At 67.9% G+C, this 15474-nt stretch carries 11 protein-coding genes and 1 pseudogene; 8 read left to right on the forward strand and 4 right to left on the reverse strand.

The window, feature by feature from the left end:
* Positions 1 to 762 (reverse strand): annotated as a pseudogene (locus B2Y21_RS09475) (heparinase); the annotation flags it as partial.
* Entirely contained in the window at positions 759 to 1442 is a 684-nt protein-coding gene (rpe, locus tag B2Y21_RS09480; protein ID WP_292059228.1) for a ribulose-phosphate 3-epimerase, read from the reverse strand. The gene rpe and the pseudogene B2Y21_RS09475, both read right to left, overlap by 4 nt.
* Before the next feature lie 218 nt (positions 1443 to 1660).
* Here rpe and B2Y21_RS09485 point away from each other — a divergent pair, with 218 nt between their 5' ends.
* The 3 genes from B2Y21_RS09485 to B2Y21_RS09495 all read left to right on the forward strand — a co-directional run bounded on the left by B2Y21_RS09485 (position 1661) and on the right by B2Y21_RS09495 (position 4785).
* On the forward strand, positions 1661 to 2092 hold the full coding sequence (locus B2Y21_RS09485) for a DUF2141 domain-containing protein (protein WP_292059230.1): 432 nt from the start codon (positions 1661 to 1663) through the stop codon (positions 2090 to 2092).
* A 24-nt stretch (positions 2093 to 2116) separates the two neighbouring features.
* The gene (locus tag B2Y21_RS09490) at positions 2117 to 3580 is read left to right on the forward strand and encodes a carotenoid oxygenase family protein (RefSeq protein ID WP_292059232.1); all 1464 of its coding nucleotides are present in this window, start codon (positions 2117 to 2119) and stop codon (positions 3578 to 3580) included.
* 224 nt (positions 3581 to 3804) lie between these two features.
* Entirely contained in the window at positions 3805 to 4785 is a 981-nt protein-coding gene (locus tag B2Y21_RS09495; RefSeq protein WP_292059234.1) for a magnesium transporter CorA family protein, read from the forward strand.
* Between the two features lie 4 nt (positions 4786 to 4789).
* On the opposite strand, the gene B2Y21_RS09500 is transcribed toward B2Y21_RS09495, so the two are convergent.
* Both B2Y21_RS09500 and B2Y21_RS09505 read right to left on the reverse strand, forming a co-directional pair.
* Complete coding sequence (locus B2Y21_RS09500) at positions 4790 to 5572, reverse strand: LytTR family DNA-binding domain-containing protein (RefSeq protein ID WP_292059236.1); 783 nt, start codon at positions 5570 to 5572, stop codon at positions 4790 to 4792.
* Entirely contained in the window at positions 5569 to 6297 is a 729-nt protein-coding gene (locus B2Y21_RS09505; protein WP_292059238.1) for a TetR/AcrR family transcriptional regulator, read from the reverse strand. The genes B2Y21_RS09500 and B2Y21_RS09505 overlap by 4 nt, the downstream gene beginning before the upstream one ends.
* 177 nt (positions 6298 to 6474) lie before the next feature.
* On the opposite strand from B2Y21_RS09505, the gene B2Y21_RS09510 reads away from it, so the two are divergent.
* From B2Y21_RS09510 to B2Y21_RS09530, 5 genes are all read left to right on the forward strand, one after another.
* The gene (locus B2Y21_RS09510) at positions 6475 to 8733 is read left to right on the forward strand and encodes a TonB-dependent receptor (RefSeq protein WP_292059240.1); all 2259 of its coding nucleotides are present in this window, start codon (positions 6475 to 6477) and stop codon (positions 8731 to 8733) included.
* 121 nt (positions 8734 to 8854) lie between these two features.
* Positions 8855 to 10240 (forward strand): spinster family MFS transporter, encoded by a 1386-nt coding sequence (locus tag B2Y21_RS09515; protein WP_292059243.1) that lies wholly within the window; start codon positions 8855 to 8857, stop codon positions 10238 to 10240.
* Positions 10241 to 10406: 166 nt separating this feature from the next.
* Positions 10407 to 11597, forward strand: coding sequence for an ADP-forming succinate--CoA ligase subunit beta (sucC, locus tag B2Y21_RS09520; RefSeq protein ID WP_087141821.1), 1191 nt, complete (start codon positions 10407 to 10409; stop codon positions 11595 to 11597).
* A gap of 46 nt (positions 11598 to 11643) precedes the next feature.
* The gene (sucD, locus tag B2Y21_RS09525; protein WP_087141820.1) at positions 11644 to 12546 is read left to right on the forward strand and encodes a succinate--CoA ligase subunit alpha; all 903 of its coding nucleotides are present in this window, start codon (positions 11644 to 11646) and stop codon (positions 12544 to 12546) included.
* 396 nt (positions 12547 to 12942) lie between these two features.
* Positions 12943 to 15474, forward strand: a 2532-nt coding sequence (locus B2Y21_RS09530; protein ID WP_292059246.1) for a 2-oxoglutarate dehydrogenase E1 component, incomplete at its 3' end; no start/stop codon positions are given.

Consider the following 15474-nt stretch of genomic DNA (forward strand, 5'->3'; position numbering starts at 1 on the left):
GGGCAGACGTTTCAGAGCCTTGTTGCGGATTGCGGCGCCGGCCTTGCCGGTCAGGGCGCAGCCGGCGACGGCGGCGGCCGTCAGACCCTCGGCCCGGCCCATGATCCCGCCAGGCGGCCGCAGCAGCTGGCGCGCCTGATGGGCCAGGCTGTCGGTCAGTTGCAGCCGCTCGACCTCGGTCGCCACGCCCGCCAGCCGCCGTCCGGCGCAGGCCAGGTGATAGACGCGGCGGGCCAGGATGTCGGGATCCCAGGAGAAGGGCGACCAGCGGCTGAACACCTCGCGCCAGGCCAGGGTCATGGCCAGGGCCTCGCGCGTCCCGCGATCGCCCTGGGCCATCATGGCGGGCAGCCAGTTGAAGCTGTGCAGCTCGACCGCGAAGGCGCGGCTGGGGGTGGGGCTGTTCCACAGCGCCACCGGGCTGTCGGCGTCCAGGCTGAGGCCCGCCAGCGTCAGCTTGCCTGACAGCAGGGGGCGCGGGGCCTCTTCGGGCAGGGGGCGGAAGTCGCGCGGGCTGACGGCGAAGCCCTCGGCGGTCGGTCCGCCCAGCGTCAGGCCGTAGCCGGGCAGGCCGTACAGCTCGACCCACAGCTGGCGCGCGGCCAGTCCCTTGGCGACCGAGGCCCACAGGCGCGGATCGGGGCGGGCGCCCGAAGCGGCGCGGACGGGGGTGCGCATGGGCGCGCCCTTCAGGCCGGGGATGTGCCCCTCGGCCAGGGGGACGTCGCTGTCGCGTGGGGCGAAGGGGCCGAGGGGGCTCACGCGGCGGCGGCCTTCAGGGCCTGGATGTTGGCGGCGTAGGCGTCCGGCCCGCCCTTGAAGACGAAGGAGCCGGCGACCAGGGCGTCGGCCCCGGCGGCGACGCAGGCCCCGGCGTTGGCGGCCACGACGCCGCCGTCGACCTGAAGGTGCGCCTTGGATCCGGCGCGGTCGAGGATGGCGCGGGCGCGCTCGATCTTCTTCAGCGAGGTCTCGATGAATTTCTGACCGCCGAAGCCGGGGTTCACCGACATGATCAGCACCAGATCGACCAGTTCGACGGCTTCCTCCAGCACGCTCAGCGGCGTGGCGGGGTTGAACACCAGACCGGCCTTGGCGCCCAGCTGGCGGATCTGGCCGAGCGTGCGGTGAACGTGCGGGCCGCTTTCGGGATGGACGCTCATCACGTCGGCGCCGGCGGCGCGGAAGGCCTCCAGCCAGTTGTCGACCGGGGCGACCATCAGGTGCACGTCGAACGGCAGGCTGGTGTGCGGGCGCAGGGCCTTCACCACGTCCGGGCCGATGGTCAGGTTGGGCACGAAATGGCCGTCCATGACGTCGACGTGGATCCAGTCGGCCCCGGCGGTCTCCAGGGCGCGGATCTCCTCGCCCAGCTTGGAGAAGTCGCTGGCCAGGATGGAAGGGCAGATCAGCGGGGCGGCGGTCGCGGACGTCTGGGTCATGGTTCTGCGACTTACGGCCCCTCGGCGCGAGGAGCAAGCCGGGCTGCTGCCGCAGGCCGCGTCCTGGCGACGACAAGCTGTTCATTGGCGCTGCGTGAACGGCGGGCGGTGGTCGTTGGCGAAAGCGCGGCGGTCGCGGACGCAAGGTCGCTGGCGGGGTCTGGCGGGGAGAGGAAGAAAGGCGGCGACTTCTCGCCACGCTTTCAAGGACGCCCGCCATGATCCGCCTTCTCCCTATCGCCGCCGCTCTGGTCGCCGCTCTGGCTGTCGCCGTTCCGGTCGCCGCCCAATCTGCCGACAGCCGCCTGACCTTCACCTTCGAGACGGGGGCGCAGACCGGCGCCGTCATGGTCGCCCTTTACGCCGATGAGGCGGCCTATGAGAACGGCGCGCCCAGCCGCGTGGCGCGGGTCGATGTGGCGGCGGGCGAGCGCGCCGCCGTGTTCGAGAACCTGCCCGCCGGCGCCTACGGCATGAAGGCGTTCCACGACGTCAATGGCGACGGAAAGATGGATGTGAACCCGTTCGGCATGCCGACCGAACCCTTCGCCTTCTCCAACAACGCCGTCGGCAATATGGGGCCGGCCAGGTGGGACCGCGCCCGTTTCGACGTTTCCGGCACCACGGCCCAGACCATCCGCATCCGCTAAGCCCCGTTGTCTGAAGAGACCGCCATGACCCCGACCCGCCGCACCCTGTTCATGGGGGCCGCCGCGCTCGCCGCCGCCCGCGTCCTGACCCCTGATCGAGCCTATGCTCTGCAAGCCTTGGCGGCGACCGCCGACTGGTCCTTGGCCACCGCCGACGTCGAGGACGACGTGGCGCCGCGCGTCCTGCGCCTGGTGCACGGCCGGGCGCCGCAGGGGCTGTCGGGCAGCCTCTATCGCAACGGTCCGGCCAAGTTCCGGCGTCCGGGCGGCTCGTCCCAGCACTGGTTCGACGGCGACGGCTTGATCCGCCGCTGGCGGGTGCAGGACGGTCAGGCCAGCCTGGCCGCCCGCTTCGCCGACACCCGCAAGCGGCGCCAGGAGGCCGAGGTCGGGGCCATGTTGATGCCCGGCTTCGGCACGGTGGCGGACCCGCGCGCCAAGATCGGCTCGGCCGACGACGCCAGCCCGGCCAACACCTCGGTGCACAAGGTCGGCGGCAAGCTGTGGGCCCTGTGGGAGGCGGGCTCGCCCCTGGCCATGGACCCCGAGACGCTGGAAACCGAGGACTTCGTCACGCTGCGGCCTGATCTGAAGAACATGCCCTTCCTGGCCCATCCGCGCATCGAGCCGGATGGCCGTATCTGGAACCTGGGCGTGAACGGCAAACAGGCCATGGTGTGGCGCCTGGCGGCGGATGGCGCGTTGGAGGACGCCGAGGTGATCGCCCTGCCGCGCGCCAGCTACATCCACGACTTCAGCGCCACGGCCCGGCATCTGGTCATCGTGCTGCAGCCCTGGGTGCATGTCCGCAACGTCGCGCCGATGTCGGCGGGCTTTGACTGGACGCCCGAGGCGGGGACGCAGGTGCTGGTGGTCGACAAGGCCGACCTGACCCAGCGGCGGATCTACGACCTGCCGCCCTTCGGCTTCTTTCACGTGGGCGACGCCTGGGACGAGGCGGACGGCACGATCCGCTTCGACCTGTGCGCGCACAAGGACATGGACTTCGCCGCACGCGGCGCCCAGGAGGTGCTGAACGGCGTGCCCCTGGGCGGCGAACCGGCCGAGCTGGCCATGGTCGTGCTGTCGCCGAACGGGCGCGGGCGACTGGAGCGGACCGGCGTTGTCGGCGAGTTCCCGCGCAGCGACCCGCGCCGGGCCGGGCTGGCCCGCCGTTTCAGCCTGCACACTACGGGCGAGCGCGCCGACCGGCCCCTGGCTTCGGCGGTGGCCGTCACCGACTGGTCGTCGGGGCGCACCCGCTCCTTCGACTTCGGCCCCGGCCATGTGACGGACGAAATGGTCTATGTCCCCAAGCCCGGCGGGACGCACGAGGCCGACGCCTGGCTGGTCGGCCCGACCATCAACCTAAAGGCCGGGGTCAGCGAGCTGCACGTCCTGGACCTGATGCACGTCGAGGACGGTCCGGTCGCCACCTGGCGCGCCGACGTGGCGCTGCCAGCGGCGTTTCATGGAAACTGGGCGTGAAAGCCACACCGCGCCATCGCCTCGCGATGGCCCGTCGACGTGCGGTTGACCCCCGCCGCCGAACGGGCCAAGACCCCTTCGCCGTCCAGATGCCTATCCTGGGGCGGCGTCTTTTTGGAAACCCTCAGATGAACCCCGAAGACCGAAGTCCGTCTTCAACTTCTTCGACGCTCTGAGGACGCTCCGCTTCCGCGCGAGGGCGTCCTCGCGAAAGGAAGCGACTTATGCTGAACGCCTATGACTGGCGCGCCGATCGGCTCGTGCGCCTGGATACGGCCGTGGATCACGGCCCCGCCTGCTGGATCGACTTGGTCTCTCCGTCCGCCGATGAGGTGGCGGCGCTGGAGACCCTGACCGGCATCGACATCCCCAGCCGGGACGAGATGGACGACGTCGAGCCGTCCGCCCGTCTCTACGCGGAAGACGGCGGCGTCTTCATGATCGCCGCTGTGGCTACGGACCTGGAGACGCACGATCCGGTCAAGACGCCCGTGACCTTCATCCTCAAGGGCGGGCGGCTGGTGACGGTGCGCTACGGCCAGCCGCGCTCTTTCCAGTTGTTCATCGCCCGCGCCACCCACAAGCCGGGCGAGAAGCTGGCCGGCGGCGAGGCCATCATGATGGGGCTGATCGAGGCCGTCATCGACCGCTACGCCGACGCCCTGGAGATGAAGGGGCTGGAGCTGGACGCCATCTCGCGCCAGATTTTCCGCAAGCGCGATCCCAAGGCGGTGGAGAGCCATAACCTGCAGTTGGTGATCCAGGATATCGGTCGGGCAGGCGACTTCCTGGCCCTGATCCGCGAGAGCCTGTCTAGCCTGCAACGACTGCTGGCCTATCACGCGGCGCTGTCGGGCGCGCGCGCCGGGGGCAAGGCGGACCGCGAGGCGCGCCAGACCGTGCGCCTGCTGCAACGCGATGCGGCGGCGCTGAGCGAGCTCAGCGTCTCCATGTCGTCCAAGGTGACCTTCCTGATGGACGCCACCCTGGGCCTGATCAATCTGGAGCAGAACCAGATCATCAAGATCTTCTCGGTCGCGGCTGTGGCCCTGCTGCCGCCGACGCTGATCGCCTCCATCTACGGCATGAATTTCGACGTGATGCCGGAATTGCACTGGCAGTACGGCTACCCGGCGGCGGTGGGGGCGATGATCCTGTCGGCCGCCCTGCCGTATCTCGTCTTCCGCAAGAAGCGCTGGCTGTAGGGCCTCACCACCAGCCCGCGTCGCGCAGGGCCTTGGCGTAGCGGCGGCTGACGGGGACGACCAGTTCGCCGCCGGGGCCGCCGTCCAGCGTCAGGGCGGCGCGGCCGTCGCCGCGCGCGACCGAGGCCACGGCGCCCTTGGCCGCCCACCAGCTGCGGTGGGTCTGGGCGCCCTCCAGCCCCTCCAACTCCGCCAGGGCGTCGGACAGTCGCATCAGGATCAGGTCCGAGCCTCTGTCGGTGTGCAGGCGCAGATAGTGGTCCTCGGCCTGGACGGCGATCAGCCGCGCGCCGCGCAAGCGAGGCGGCAGGCGGTCGAGGAAGCGGGCGGGTGCGGCGCCCGGCGCGGCGGCATGGGTCTCGACCGGCTGCTTGCGGCCCAGGAAGACGTTCAGAACGCTGAGCACGGCGGTGATCAGGGCCACCGGCGGGAAGAAATGGCGCAGGTCGTCGGCGTGGCGCAGCCGGCCTTCGAACATCAGGCCGGTCAAGGCCCAGACCATGAGGGTCAGCGGCCCGGTGATGACCAGGGTCAGGGCGGCGGCGCCCAGCCAGGGGCGCGCGTCCACGTCGATGAAGCGCTCGACCAGCAGGCTGCACAGGTGCCCCCACAGGCCGCCGACGACGAGCACGGGCACCCAATAGGCCAGACGCTGCGCCAGCGGCGCGCCGTTGGAGCCGAAGGCGCCGCCCAGCGCCAGGAAGACGCCCGCCCCCACGGCCACCGCCAGGCCGCGCAGGAAGTCGCGCGCCTTGGAGCCTGGCGAGAAATCCAGTCGAGCCGTCACGCGCGCGTCGGACCACAGACGGCGCGGAAGCCGGCGGCGGCGAACCGCACCATGTAGTCGCAGGCGCTGTCCAGATCGCCGGACTGGCACAGTCCGCCGGACAGGCGGTCCAGGCGGCCTGTCTCGCCCAGGGTCAGGGTCAGGGCCCCCGACAGATTGTGATAGGCCCAGTACAGATCGGCCTCGTCCGCCTCGGGCATGATGCGCTTGACCAGCTCCAGCAGACGACGGATCGCCGGGTCGAAATAGCGGGCCATGGTCTCGCCGCCGAAGGCGGGGTTGGCGTTGGTCTGGGCCACCAGGGCGGCGTAGTGCTTCCACCCCGGCCCGCCCTTCAGCGACCACTGGAACGGCGGGCGCAGGAAGGCCTCGAACAGACCTTCCAGCGTCATGGCGTCGCCCGCCGCCTCGGCGTAGCGGTCGACGGCGGCGACGCGCTCGGCGTTCCACACCTCGGCGCGACGGTTGAAGACGGCGTCGAACAGCTCCTTCTTGGCCCCGAAATAATAGTGGACCAGGGCCGTATCCACGCCCGCCTCGCGCGCCACCTCGCGGATGGTGACGCCGTAGAAGCCGTGCTTGGAGAACAGATCCTCGGCCGCGTTCAGAATGGCGTCGCGCGTCTCGCCCGCAGCGGCCGCCTTGGACTTCTTGGGCCGTCCACGCCGCGCGGGCGCGGCGGGCAACGGTGGAATCTGGGGCGGCGGCAGGTCGCTCTTCGTCATGGCCGGAAGCTAGTCGCGCTTTGGGGGTTAGTGCAACGGCGCCACAGGGCGGACCCTTCTGTGACGGAAATCAGGCTTGGCCGTTTGACAGGCGGCCGAAAGACCGTCACCAATGCAAAAAATCATTGAACGCTGAATAAAAGCGTCGATCGGGCCGGAAACAAGATTGGGATGCACATGAACAGACTCGTGAAGACCGCCTTGCTGGCGGGCGCCGCCTTCGGCGCAATGGCCTCCGCGGCGCAGGCTCAGGACGCGACCACGCAGGAGGCTGCGTCTCAGGTCGAGGACATCATCGTCACCGCTCGTCGCACGGAAGAGTCGGCGCAGAAGACGCCTCTGGCCCTGACGGCCTTCAGCGGCGAGACGCTGGAGCGCACGGGCGCCCAGCAGGTGACGGACCTGCAAGGCGCAGTGCCGAACCTGAACCTGGTGCAGGGCCGCGGCTCGTCGAACTCGACCAACATCTACATCCGCGGCGTCGGCCAGCCGGACGCCCTGCAGACCTTCGACCCGGCCGTCGGCGTCTATGTCGACGACGTCTATTATTCGCGTATTCGCGGCACCCAGTTCGACCTGCTGGATCTGGAACGTGTCGAGATCCTGCGCGGCCCGCAGGGCACCCTTTACGGCAAGAACACCATCGGCGGCGCCATGAAGCTGGTGTCGCGCCGCCCCGGGCAGGAATTCCGCGCCCGCGCCTCGGCCGCCTATGGCGACTATGATCTGATGGAGTTCCAGGGCGCGATCTCCGGCCCGGTCACCGACACCCTGGCCCTGGGCCTGTCGGCCCTGCATTCGGAACGCGGCGGTTATGTCACCGACCCGGCCACCGGGGCGGAGTACAACGACAAGAACTCGACCGCCGTGCGCGCCAGCCTGGCCTGGGATCCGGCGTCGAACTTCCGCATCGACCTGAACGCCGACTACGCCAAGGACGACGCGGGCATGACCGTCGGCCAGGCTCAGAACAGCCTGACGGACCTGCTGAAGACCACGGTGCTGCGTCCCGTGCCCAATCCGGTTCCGGAATACGACTTCAAGACCCGTACGACGCCGGGTTTGCCGAACGAGACGCGGCTGGAAAGCTGGGGCGCGGCGCTGCGCGCGACGTGGGACATCTCCGACGCCCTGTCGCTGAAGTCGATCACCTCCTATCGCGCCATGAACACCGATGACTACATCGACTTCGACGCGACCGAGCTGGAGATCGCCGACGCCCTGGTGGCCGTGGATCAGAACCAGTTCAGCCAGGAGCTGCAGTTGACCTACACCGGCGACCGCCTGAACGCGGTGGCTGGCCTGTACTACCTGAAGGAAGACGTCGACTCCCACCAGGAGAGCTATAACGACGCCCTGCTGGGCCCGGCGTTTGGAAACTCGGGCTTCCTGCGCACCATCGACGACACTCTGGAAACCACCTCCAAGGCCGTCTACGGCAACGTCAGCTATGACTTGACCGACAAGTTGCGTCTGTCGGCGGGCGTTCGTTACACCGAGGAAGAGAAGGACTACTGGCGCACGACGTCGACCTTCTACAGCCTGCTTCCGGCGTTCAACGCCACCTATGTCTTCGCGCCGGACGTGGGCAAGTACGACGACACCTCGATCATGCTGTCGGCCGACTATCAGTTGTCCGACGACGCCATGGTCTATGCGCGCTATTCGCAGGGCTTCAAGTCGGGGGGCTTCAACGGCCGCGCCAACTCGCCGACCGAGGCCACCGAGTATCAGCCGGAAACGGCCGACTCCTTCGAGGTCGGCGCTAAGACCTCGTTCTGGGATCGTCGCGCCCGCCTGAACCTGGCGGCCTTCATGACCAAGTATGAGGACTTCCAGGCCCGCGTCGCCGGTCTGGACACCGATCCGGTCACCGGCTTGCCCGCGCCGGTTCTGTCGGTGCTGAACGCGGGTCAGCTGGACATCTTCGGTTTTGAACTGGAAGGCGTTCTGATGCCGGTCCGCGGCCTGACGCTGGACGCCCAGGTCGGCTTCCTCGACGCCGACTACAAGGAGTTCAAGGACAACCGCTTCACCCAATTCAGCGGCAGCCGCGCCTTCCAGGATCCGGCCTTCTCGCCGAAGTGGACCTTGCGGTTCGGCGGTCAGTACGAGTGGTTCCTGTCGGGCGGATCGTCCGTCACCGTCGGCGGCGCAGCCAAGTTCCGCTCGCGGATGGCGCTGGCGGTGGACAACACCTACGAGAACACCGGGACCGAAATCCCCGGCATGTATCAGGACGACTATTGGCTCTATGACGCCCGCGTCGTCTGGTCGAACGCCTCGGACCGCTACACGGTCGGCCTCTACGGTCAGAACCTGTCGGACGAAGTCTACAAGACCGACGCCCAGGAATTCTCCTCGATCGGCAATATCCGCACCGCCTACTACGGCGCGCCGCGGACCTGGATGATCAAGGTGTCGGCCAAATATTGATGCTGCGCGCCTGAACGCAGCGCACTGGGCGGCGGTTCATGGGAGCCGCCGCCCTTCTTTTTTGTGGCGCGGAGCGGCGAGACCGCTACCGTCGCCTTAAGAACATAGTCGGGGAACGTCCATGAGCCAGATCGAGACCGCCAAGGCCGACGCGGGGACGGTCGACGCGCGCGCCGCGTCGCCGAGCTATCGCTACTATGTGCTGGGGGTTCTGATCCTCATCTACATGTTGAATTTCCTGGATCGGCAGATCATCGGCATCCTCGCCGCGCCGTTGAAGGCCGAGTTCAACCTCAGCGACAGCCAGTTCGGCCTGCTGGGCGGGCTGGCCTTCGCCCTGCTCTATTCGACGCTGGCCATTCCCATCGCCTGGCTGGCCGATCGGTTCAGCCGGGTGTGGATCATGACCGGCGCCCTGACCATCTGGTCGGGCTTCACCGCCCTGTGCGGTCTGGCGGGCGGGTTCGGCTCGCTGTTCCTGTGCCGCATGGGCGTCGGCATCGGCGAAGCGGGCGGCGTGGCGCCGGCCTATTCCCTGATCGCCGACTACTTCCCCAAGTCGCAACGGGCGCGGGCCCTGGCGGCCTATGCCTTCGGCATTCCGCTGGGCATGGCGGCGGGCACCCTGGTCGGCGGCCTGTTGGCGGCGACCTACGGCTGGCGCACGGCCTTCATCGTGGTCGGCGTCCTGGGCGTGCTGGTCGCGCCGGTGCTGCGCCTGACGGTCAAGGATCCCAAGCGCGGCGGACTGGACGTCGAACCGGCCGCGCCCTCAGCGGCCCCCTCTGCGGTCCCCATAGAAACGTCGAAGGCGCCGCCCTTCAAGGAGGTGGTGCGCACCCTGGCGCCCAAGCCCAGCTTCTGGCTCCTGGCGTTCGGGGCGGCGTCGTCTTCGGTCTGCGGCTACGGCGTGGCCGCCTGGCTGCCCAGCTTCTTCATGCGCAGTTTCGGCCTGACGTTGTCGGAGACGGCCTGGTACTATTCGGCCATCGTCCTGGTCGGCGGGGTGGCGGGCATCTGGCTGGGTGGCTCCATGGCCGACCGCTTGGGCAAGAAGTCCAAAGCCGCCTATCCGCTGACGCCGGCGATCGCCTTCCTGATCTCGGTGCCCTGCTTCATCCTGGCGATGAACTCGGGCGCGGTGGTGAGCGCGATCATGCCGGGCTCCGATCCCAACGGCGCCGCGGCCCTGACCATGGCCTTCCTGATCTTCCTGATCCCTACCGGGTTGAACCTGACCTGGCTGGGGCCGATCACGGCGGCGGTGCAGCACCTGGCCACGCCGGCCATGCGGACCACGGCCTCGGCGCTGTTCCTGCTGATCAACAACCTGCTGGGGATCGCCGTCGGCATCTACTACTTCGGCTGGATGAGCGATCTGCTGCGCCCGGCTTTCGGGGAAGAGAGCCTGCGCTGGGCCATCTATACGGGCATGGGCTTCTATCTTCTGTCCTCGGCCCTGCTGTTCGGCGCCTCGCGCACGCTCAAGAAGGACTGGGTCGACTAATCGCCCCTGAAAACGGACCGGGCGGCGGCCTGAAGCGGGCTCGCCGCCCAGCATAAGAAAATCCTCATGAGGCCATAAGACGACAGGCGGTTGCGCAGGCGAAGGCGCGACGCCTATAAGCGCGGCCAAAGTTTCCACAAACCTCCCTAACGGCGCGGATCCAGACATGAACATTCACGAGTATCAGGCCAAGCAGGTCCTCAAGGGCTTCGGCGCCCCGGTCGCGGCGGGCGTCGCCATCACCTCGGCCGACCAGGCCGAAGCCGCCGCCAAGCAGCTGCCTGGCCCGCTCTATGTCGTGAAGTCGCAGATCCACGCCGGCGGCCGCGGCAAGGGCAAGTTCAAGGAACTGGGCGCCGACGCCAAGGGCGGCGTGCGTCTGGCCTTCTCGATCGAGGAAGCCGTCGCTCACGCTAAGGAAATGCTGGGCAACACCCTGGTGACCGCCCAGACGGGCGAGGCCGGCAAGCAGGTCAACCGCCTGTACATTGAAGACGGCGCCGACATCGCCCGTGAGCTGTACTGCTCGCTGCTGGTCGACCGCTCGGTCGGTCAGACCGCCTTCGTCGTCTCGACCGAGGGCGGCATGGACATCGAGGAAGTGGCCCACGCCACCCCGGAAAAGATCCACACCATCGCCATCAACCCGGAAGCCGGCGTCACCGCCGAGAACATCGCCGCCATCAACGCCGCGCTGGAACTGACGGGCGACGCCGCCGAAGACGGCAAGTCGCTGTTCCCGATCCTGTACAAGGCCTTCGTCGAGAAGGACATGGACATGCTCGAGATCAACCCGCTGATCGTCATGGAGAACGGCCGTCTGCGCGTTCTGGACGCCAAGGTCAGCTTCGACGGCAACGCCCTGTACCGCCACGAAGACATCCGCGCCCTGCGCGATGAGACCGAAGAAGACGCCAAGGAGATCGAGGCCTCGAAGTGGGATCTCGCCTATGTCGCCCTGGACGGCAACATCGGCTGCATGGTGAACGGCGCCGGCCTGGCCATGGCGACGATGGACATCATCAAGCTGTACGGCAAAGAGCCCGCCAACTTCTGCGACGTCGGCGGCGGCGCCGGCAAGGACAAGGTCGCGGCGGCCTTCAAGATCATCACCGCTGACCCGAAGGTCGAGGGCATCCTCGTCAACATCTTCGGCGGCATCATGAAGTGCGACGTCATCGCCGAGGGCGTCGTGGCCGCGGTGAAGGAAGTGGGCCTGAAGGTGCCGCTGGTCGTGCGTCTGGAAGGCACGAACGCCGAGCTGGGCAAGAAGATCCTGAACGAGTCGGGCCTGACTATCCAGGCCGCCGACGACCTGGACGACGCCGCCCAGAAGATCGTCGCGGCGGTCGCGTAAGCGCCGCTACCGCCCAGCAGACACACAGAATTCAGAGCACAGACACATGTCCATCCTCGTCAATAAGAACACCAAGATCCTGGTTCAGGGCCTGACCGGCAAGACCGGCGGCTTCCACACCGAACAGGCCCTGGCCTATCACGGCACCCAGATGGTCGGCGGCGTGCACCCGACCAAGGGCGGCCAGACCTGGACCGGCTCGCACGGTGAAAGCCTGCCGATCTTCGCCTCGGTCGCCGAAGGCAAGGAGCGCACCGGCGCCGACGCCACCGTCATCTACGTCCCGCCGGCAGGCGCGGCCGACGCCATCATCGAGGCCATCGAGGCCGAGATCCCCTTCATCACCTGCATCACCGAAGGCATTCCGGTGCAGGACATGGTGCGCGTCAAGGCGCGTCTGGACCGTTCGAACTCGCGCCTGCTGGGCCCGAACTGCCCCGGCGTCCTGACCCCGGACGAGTGCAAGATCGGCATCATGCCGGGCAACATCTTCAAGAAGGGCAACGTGGGCATCGTCTCGCGTTCGGGCACCCTGACCTATGAAGCCGTGTTCCAGACCACGAACGAAGGCCTGGGCCAGACCACGGCCGTCGGTATCGGCGGCGACCCGGTCAAGGGCACCGAGTTCATCGACGTGCTGGAGATGTTCCTGGCCGACGACGCCACCGAGTCGATCATCATGATCGGCGAAATCGGCGGCGCGGCTGAAGAAGACGCCGCCCAGTTCCTGATCGACGAAGCCAAGAAGGGCCGTAAGAAGCCGATGGCCGGCTTCATCGCGGGCCGCACGGCGCCCAAGGGCCGCACCATGGGCCACGCCGGCGCCGTCGTCTCGGGCGGCAAGGGCGATGCGGAATCCAAGATCGCTGCGATGGAGGCCGCGGGCATCCGCGTCTCGCCGTCGCCGGCGCGTCTGGGCACGACTCTGGTGGAAGTGCTGAAGGGTTAAGGCCCTTCAGCAGCGCACGCTGCGCGTGCGGGCGCTACCGCTCGCCGCGCGGCGGCTCGCTGCTTCGGCGCCTCTTTGGAGGCGCGGCGCGAACCTTGCGACGCGGTCGCTCGCTGCTTGAGCGCCGGATTCACTTCAGGGTGGCTTCGGCGCGGGCGGGCGGCGGATTGGACCAAAGTCTGATCTATCCGCGTTCCGGGGGTGTTTTTCGCGCCGTGTGACCTTTTGTAACGCCTCCGGAATCGTCCGGGGGCGTTTTTTCTTGCCGATTCGACCAATTTCCACCCGGTCCGCCTCCCTTCGGTCATGACCAGTAAGGAAACAGGGCCTATATGAACGGCGCTGCTCTCCGCGCGGCTGTGCGCGGGCGGTTGTAAAGGGACGATTGAGAGAAAAATGGCGGACGATGCGGGTCGGCTGAACCAGGTCTTTGCCGAGACCTCCTTCCTCTATGGCGCGAACGCCGCCTTCATTGAGGACCTGCACGAAAAATGGGCTGCGGACCCCGGCTCGGTGTCGGGGGAATGGCGCGCCTTCTTCGATCAGCTGAAGGACAACGCCGACCTGGTGAAGCAGTCGGCCGCCGCCGGCTCCTGGGGCCGTTCGGGCGCTTCCGAGCCGACCGAGGAAACCGCCGTGTTCGACGGCCGCTGGCCCGCCCCCAAGGTCGATCCCAAGGCCGCGGGCAAGCCCGGCCCTCGCCCGACCGCTCCGGTTGCTGACGCCTCGGGCGCCGTTTCGGCCGCCGACGTGCGCGCCGCCGCCCACGATTCCATCCGCGCTCTGATGCTGATCCGCGCCTATCGCGTGCGCGGCCACCTGCAGGCCAACCTCGACCCGCTGGGCATCGAGCCGCCGATCCAGAACCCGGAGCTGACGCCCGAGTTCTACGGCTTCACCGCCGCCGACATGGATCGCCCGATCTTCCTGGACGGCGTCCTGGGCCTGGAGACCGGCTCGGTCCGCCAGGTGCTGGAGATCCTGAAGCGCACCTACTGCGGCAACATCGGCGTGCAGTTCATGCACATCGCCGAGCCGGACGAGAAGGCCTGGCTGCAGCAGCGCTTCGAAGGCCCGGACAAGTTCGAGCAGAACGCCTTCACCAAGGAAGGCAAGCTGGCCATCTTCAAGAAGCTGGTCGAGGCCGAGGGCTTCGAGCGCTTCCTGCACAAGCGTTTCCCCGGCACCAAGCGCTTCGGCCTGGACGGCGGCGAGGCCATGGTCCCGGCGCTGGAGCAGGTGATCAAGCGCGGCGGCGCCCTGGGCGTCGACGAGATCGTCTTCGGCATGGCGCACCGCGGCCGCCTGAACACCCTGGCCGCGGTCATGGGCAAGCCCTACAAGACCATCTTCCACGAGTTCCAGGGCGGTTCGTCCGTGCCGTCGGACATCGAAGGGTCGGGCGACGTCAAATACCACATGGGCGCCTCGTCGGACCGTGAGTTCGACGGCAACAAGGTCCACCTGTCGCTGACCGCCAACCCGTCGCACCTCGAGATCGTCAACCCGGTCGTCCTGGGCAAGGCGCGCGCCAAGCAGGCGTTCGACATCCGCGAGGCCGAGGTCAACGTCGGCAAGCCGGACAACGAATGGGTGCTGGACCGCTCCAAGGTCGTGCCGCTGCTGATCCACGGCGACGCCGCCTTCGCAGGGCAAGGCGTGGTGGCCGAGTGCTTCGCCCTGATGGGGCTGAAGGGCTACCGCACCGGCGGCACCCTGCACTTCGTCATCAACAACCAGATCGGCTTCACCACGGCGCCGCGCAACTCGCGCTCGTCGCCCTACCCGTCTGATGTCGCCCTGATGGTCCAGGCGCCGATCTTCCACGTCAACGGCGATGACCCCGAAGCGGTCGTCTTCGCTTCGAAGGTCGCCACGGAATACCGTCAGAAGTTCCACAAGGACGTGGTGGTGGACATGTTCTGCTACCGTCGCTTCGGCCACAACGAAGGCGACGATCCGACCTTCACCCAGCCGCTGATGTACGCGAAGATCAAGAACCAGCCGACCACGCTGGAGATCTACGTCAAGCGCCTGGTCGCCGAAGGCGTCCTCACCCAGGCCGAGGCCGACGCCGAGATCGCCCGTTTCGAGGCCTTCCTCGACGCCGAGTTCGAAGCCGGCAAGACCTTCAAGGCCGACAAGGCCGACTGGCTGGACGGCCAGTGGCAGGGTCTGGGCGTCGATGCGGGCGATGATCAGCAGCAGCGCGGCAAGACCGGGGTTCCGGCCGCGAAGCTGCTCGACTACGGCCACCGCCTGACGACGATCCCGAACAGCGTCGACATGCACAAGACGCTGAAGCGCGTCATCGACGGCCGCCGCGATGCGGTGTCGAGCGGCGCGAACATCGACTGGGCCACGGCCGAGAGCCTGGCCTTCGCCAGCCTGCTGGATGAAGGCTACAACATCCGCCTGTCGGGTCAGGACTCGGTGCGCGGCACCTTCTCGCAACGTCACTCGGGCGTGACCGACCAGACGACCGAGCAGCGCTACTTCCCGCTGAACAACCTGCGCGAAGGTCAGGCCCATTTCGAGGTCATCGACTCGGCCCTGTCGGAAGAGGCGGTGCTGGGCTTCGAGTACGGCTATTCGCTGGCCGACCCGAACACCCTGACCATGTGGGAAGGCCAGTTCGGCGACTTCGTGAACGGCGCCCAGGTGGTGATCGACCAGTTCATCTCGTCCGGCGAGCGCAAGTGGCTGCGCATGAGCGGCCTGACCATGCTGTTGCCGCACGGCTATGAAGGCCAGGGCCCCGAGCACTCCTCGGCTCGCCTGGAGCGCTTCCTGCAGCAGTGCGCCGAGAACAACATGCAGGTCGCCAACTGCACGACGCCGGCCAACTACTTCCACATCCTGCGTCGCCAGCTGCACCGTTCGTTCCGCAAGCCGCTGATCCTGATGACGCCCAAGTCGCTGCTGCGT

The organism is Brevundimonas sp. UBA5936 (assembly GCA_002430835.1).
Lineage (GTDB): Bacteria > Pseudomonadota > Alphaproteobacteria > Caulobacterales > Caulobacteraceae > Brevundimonas.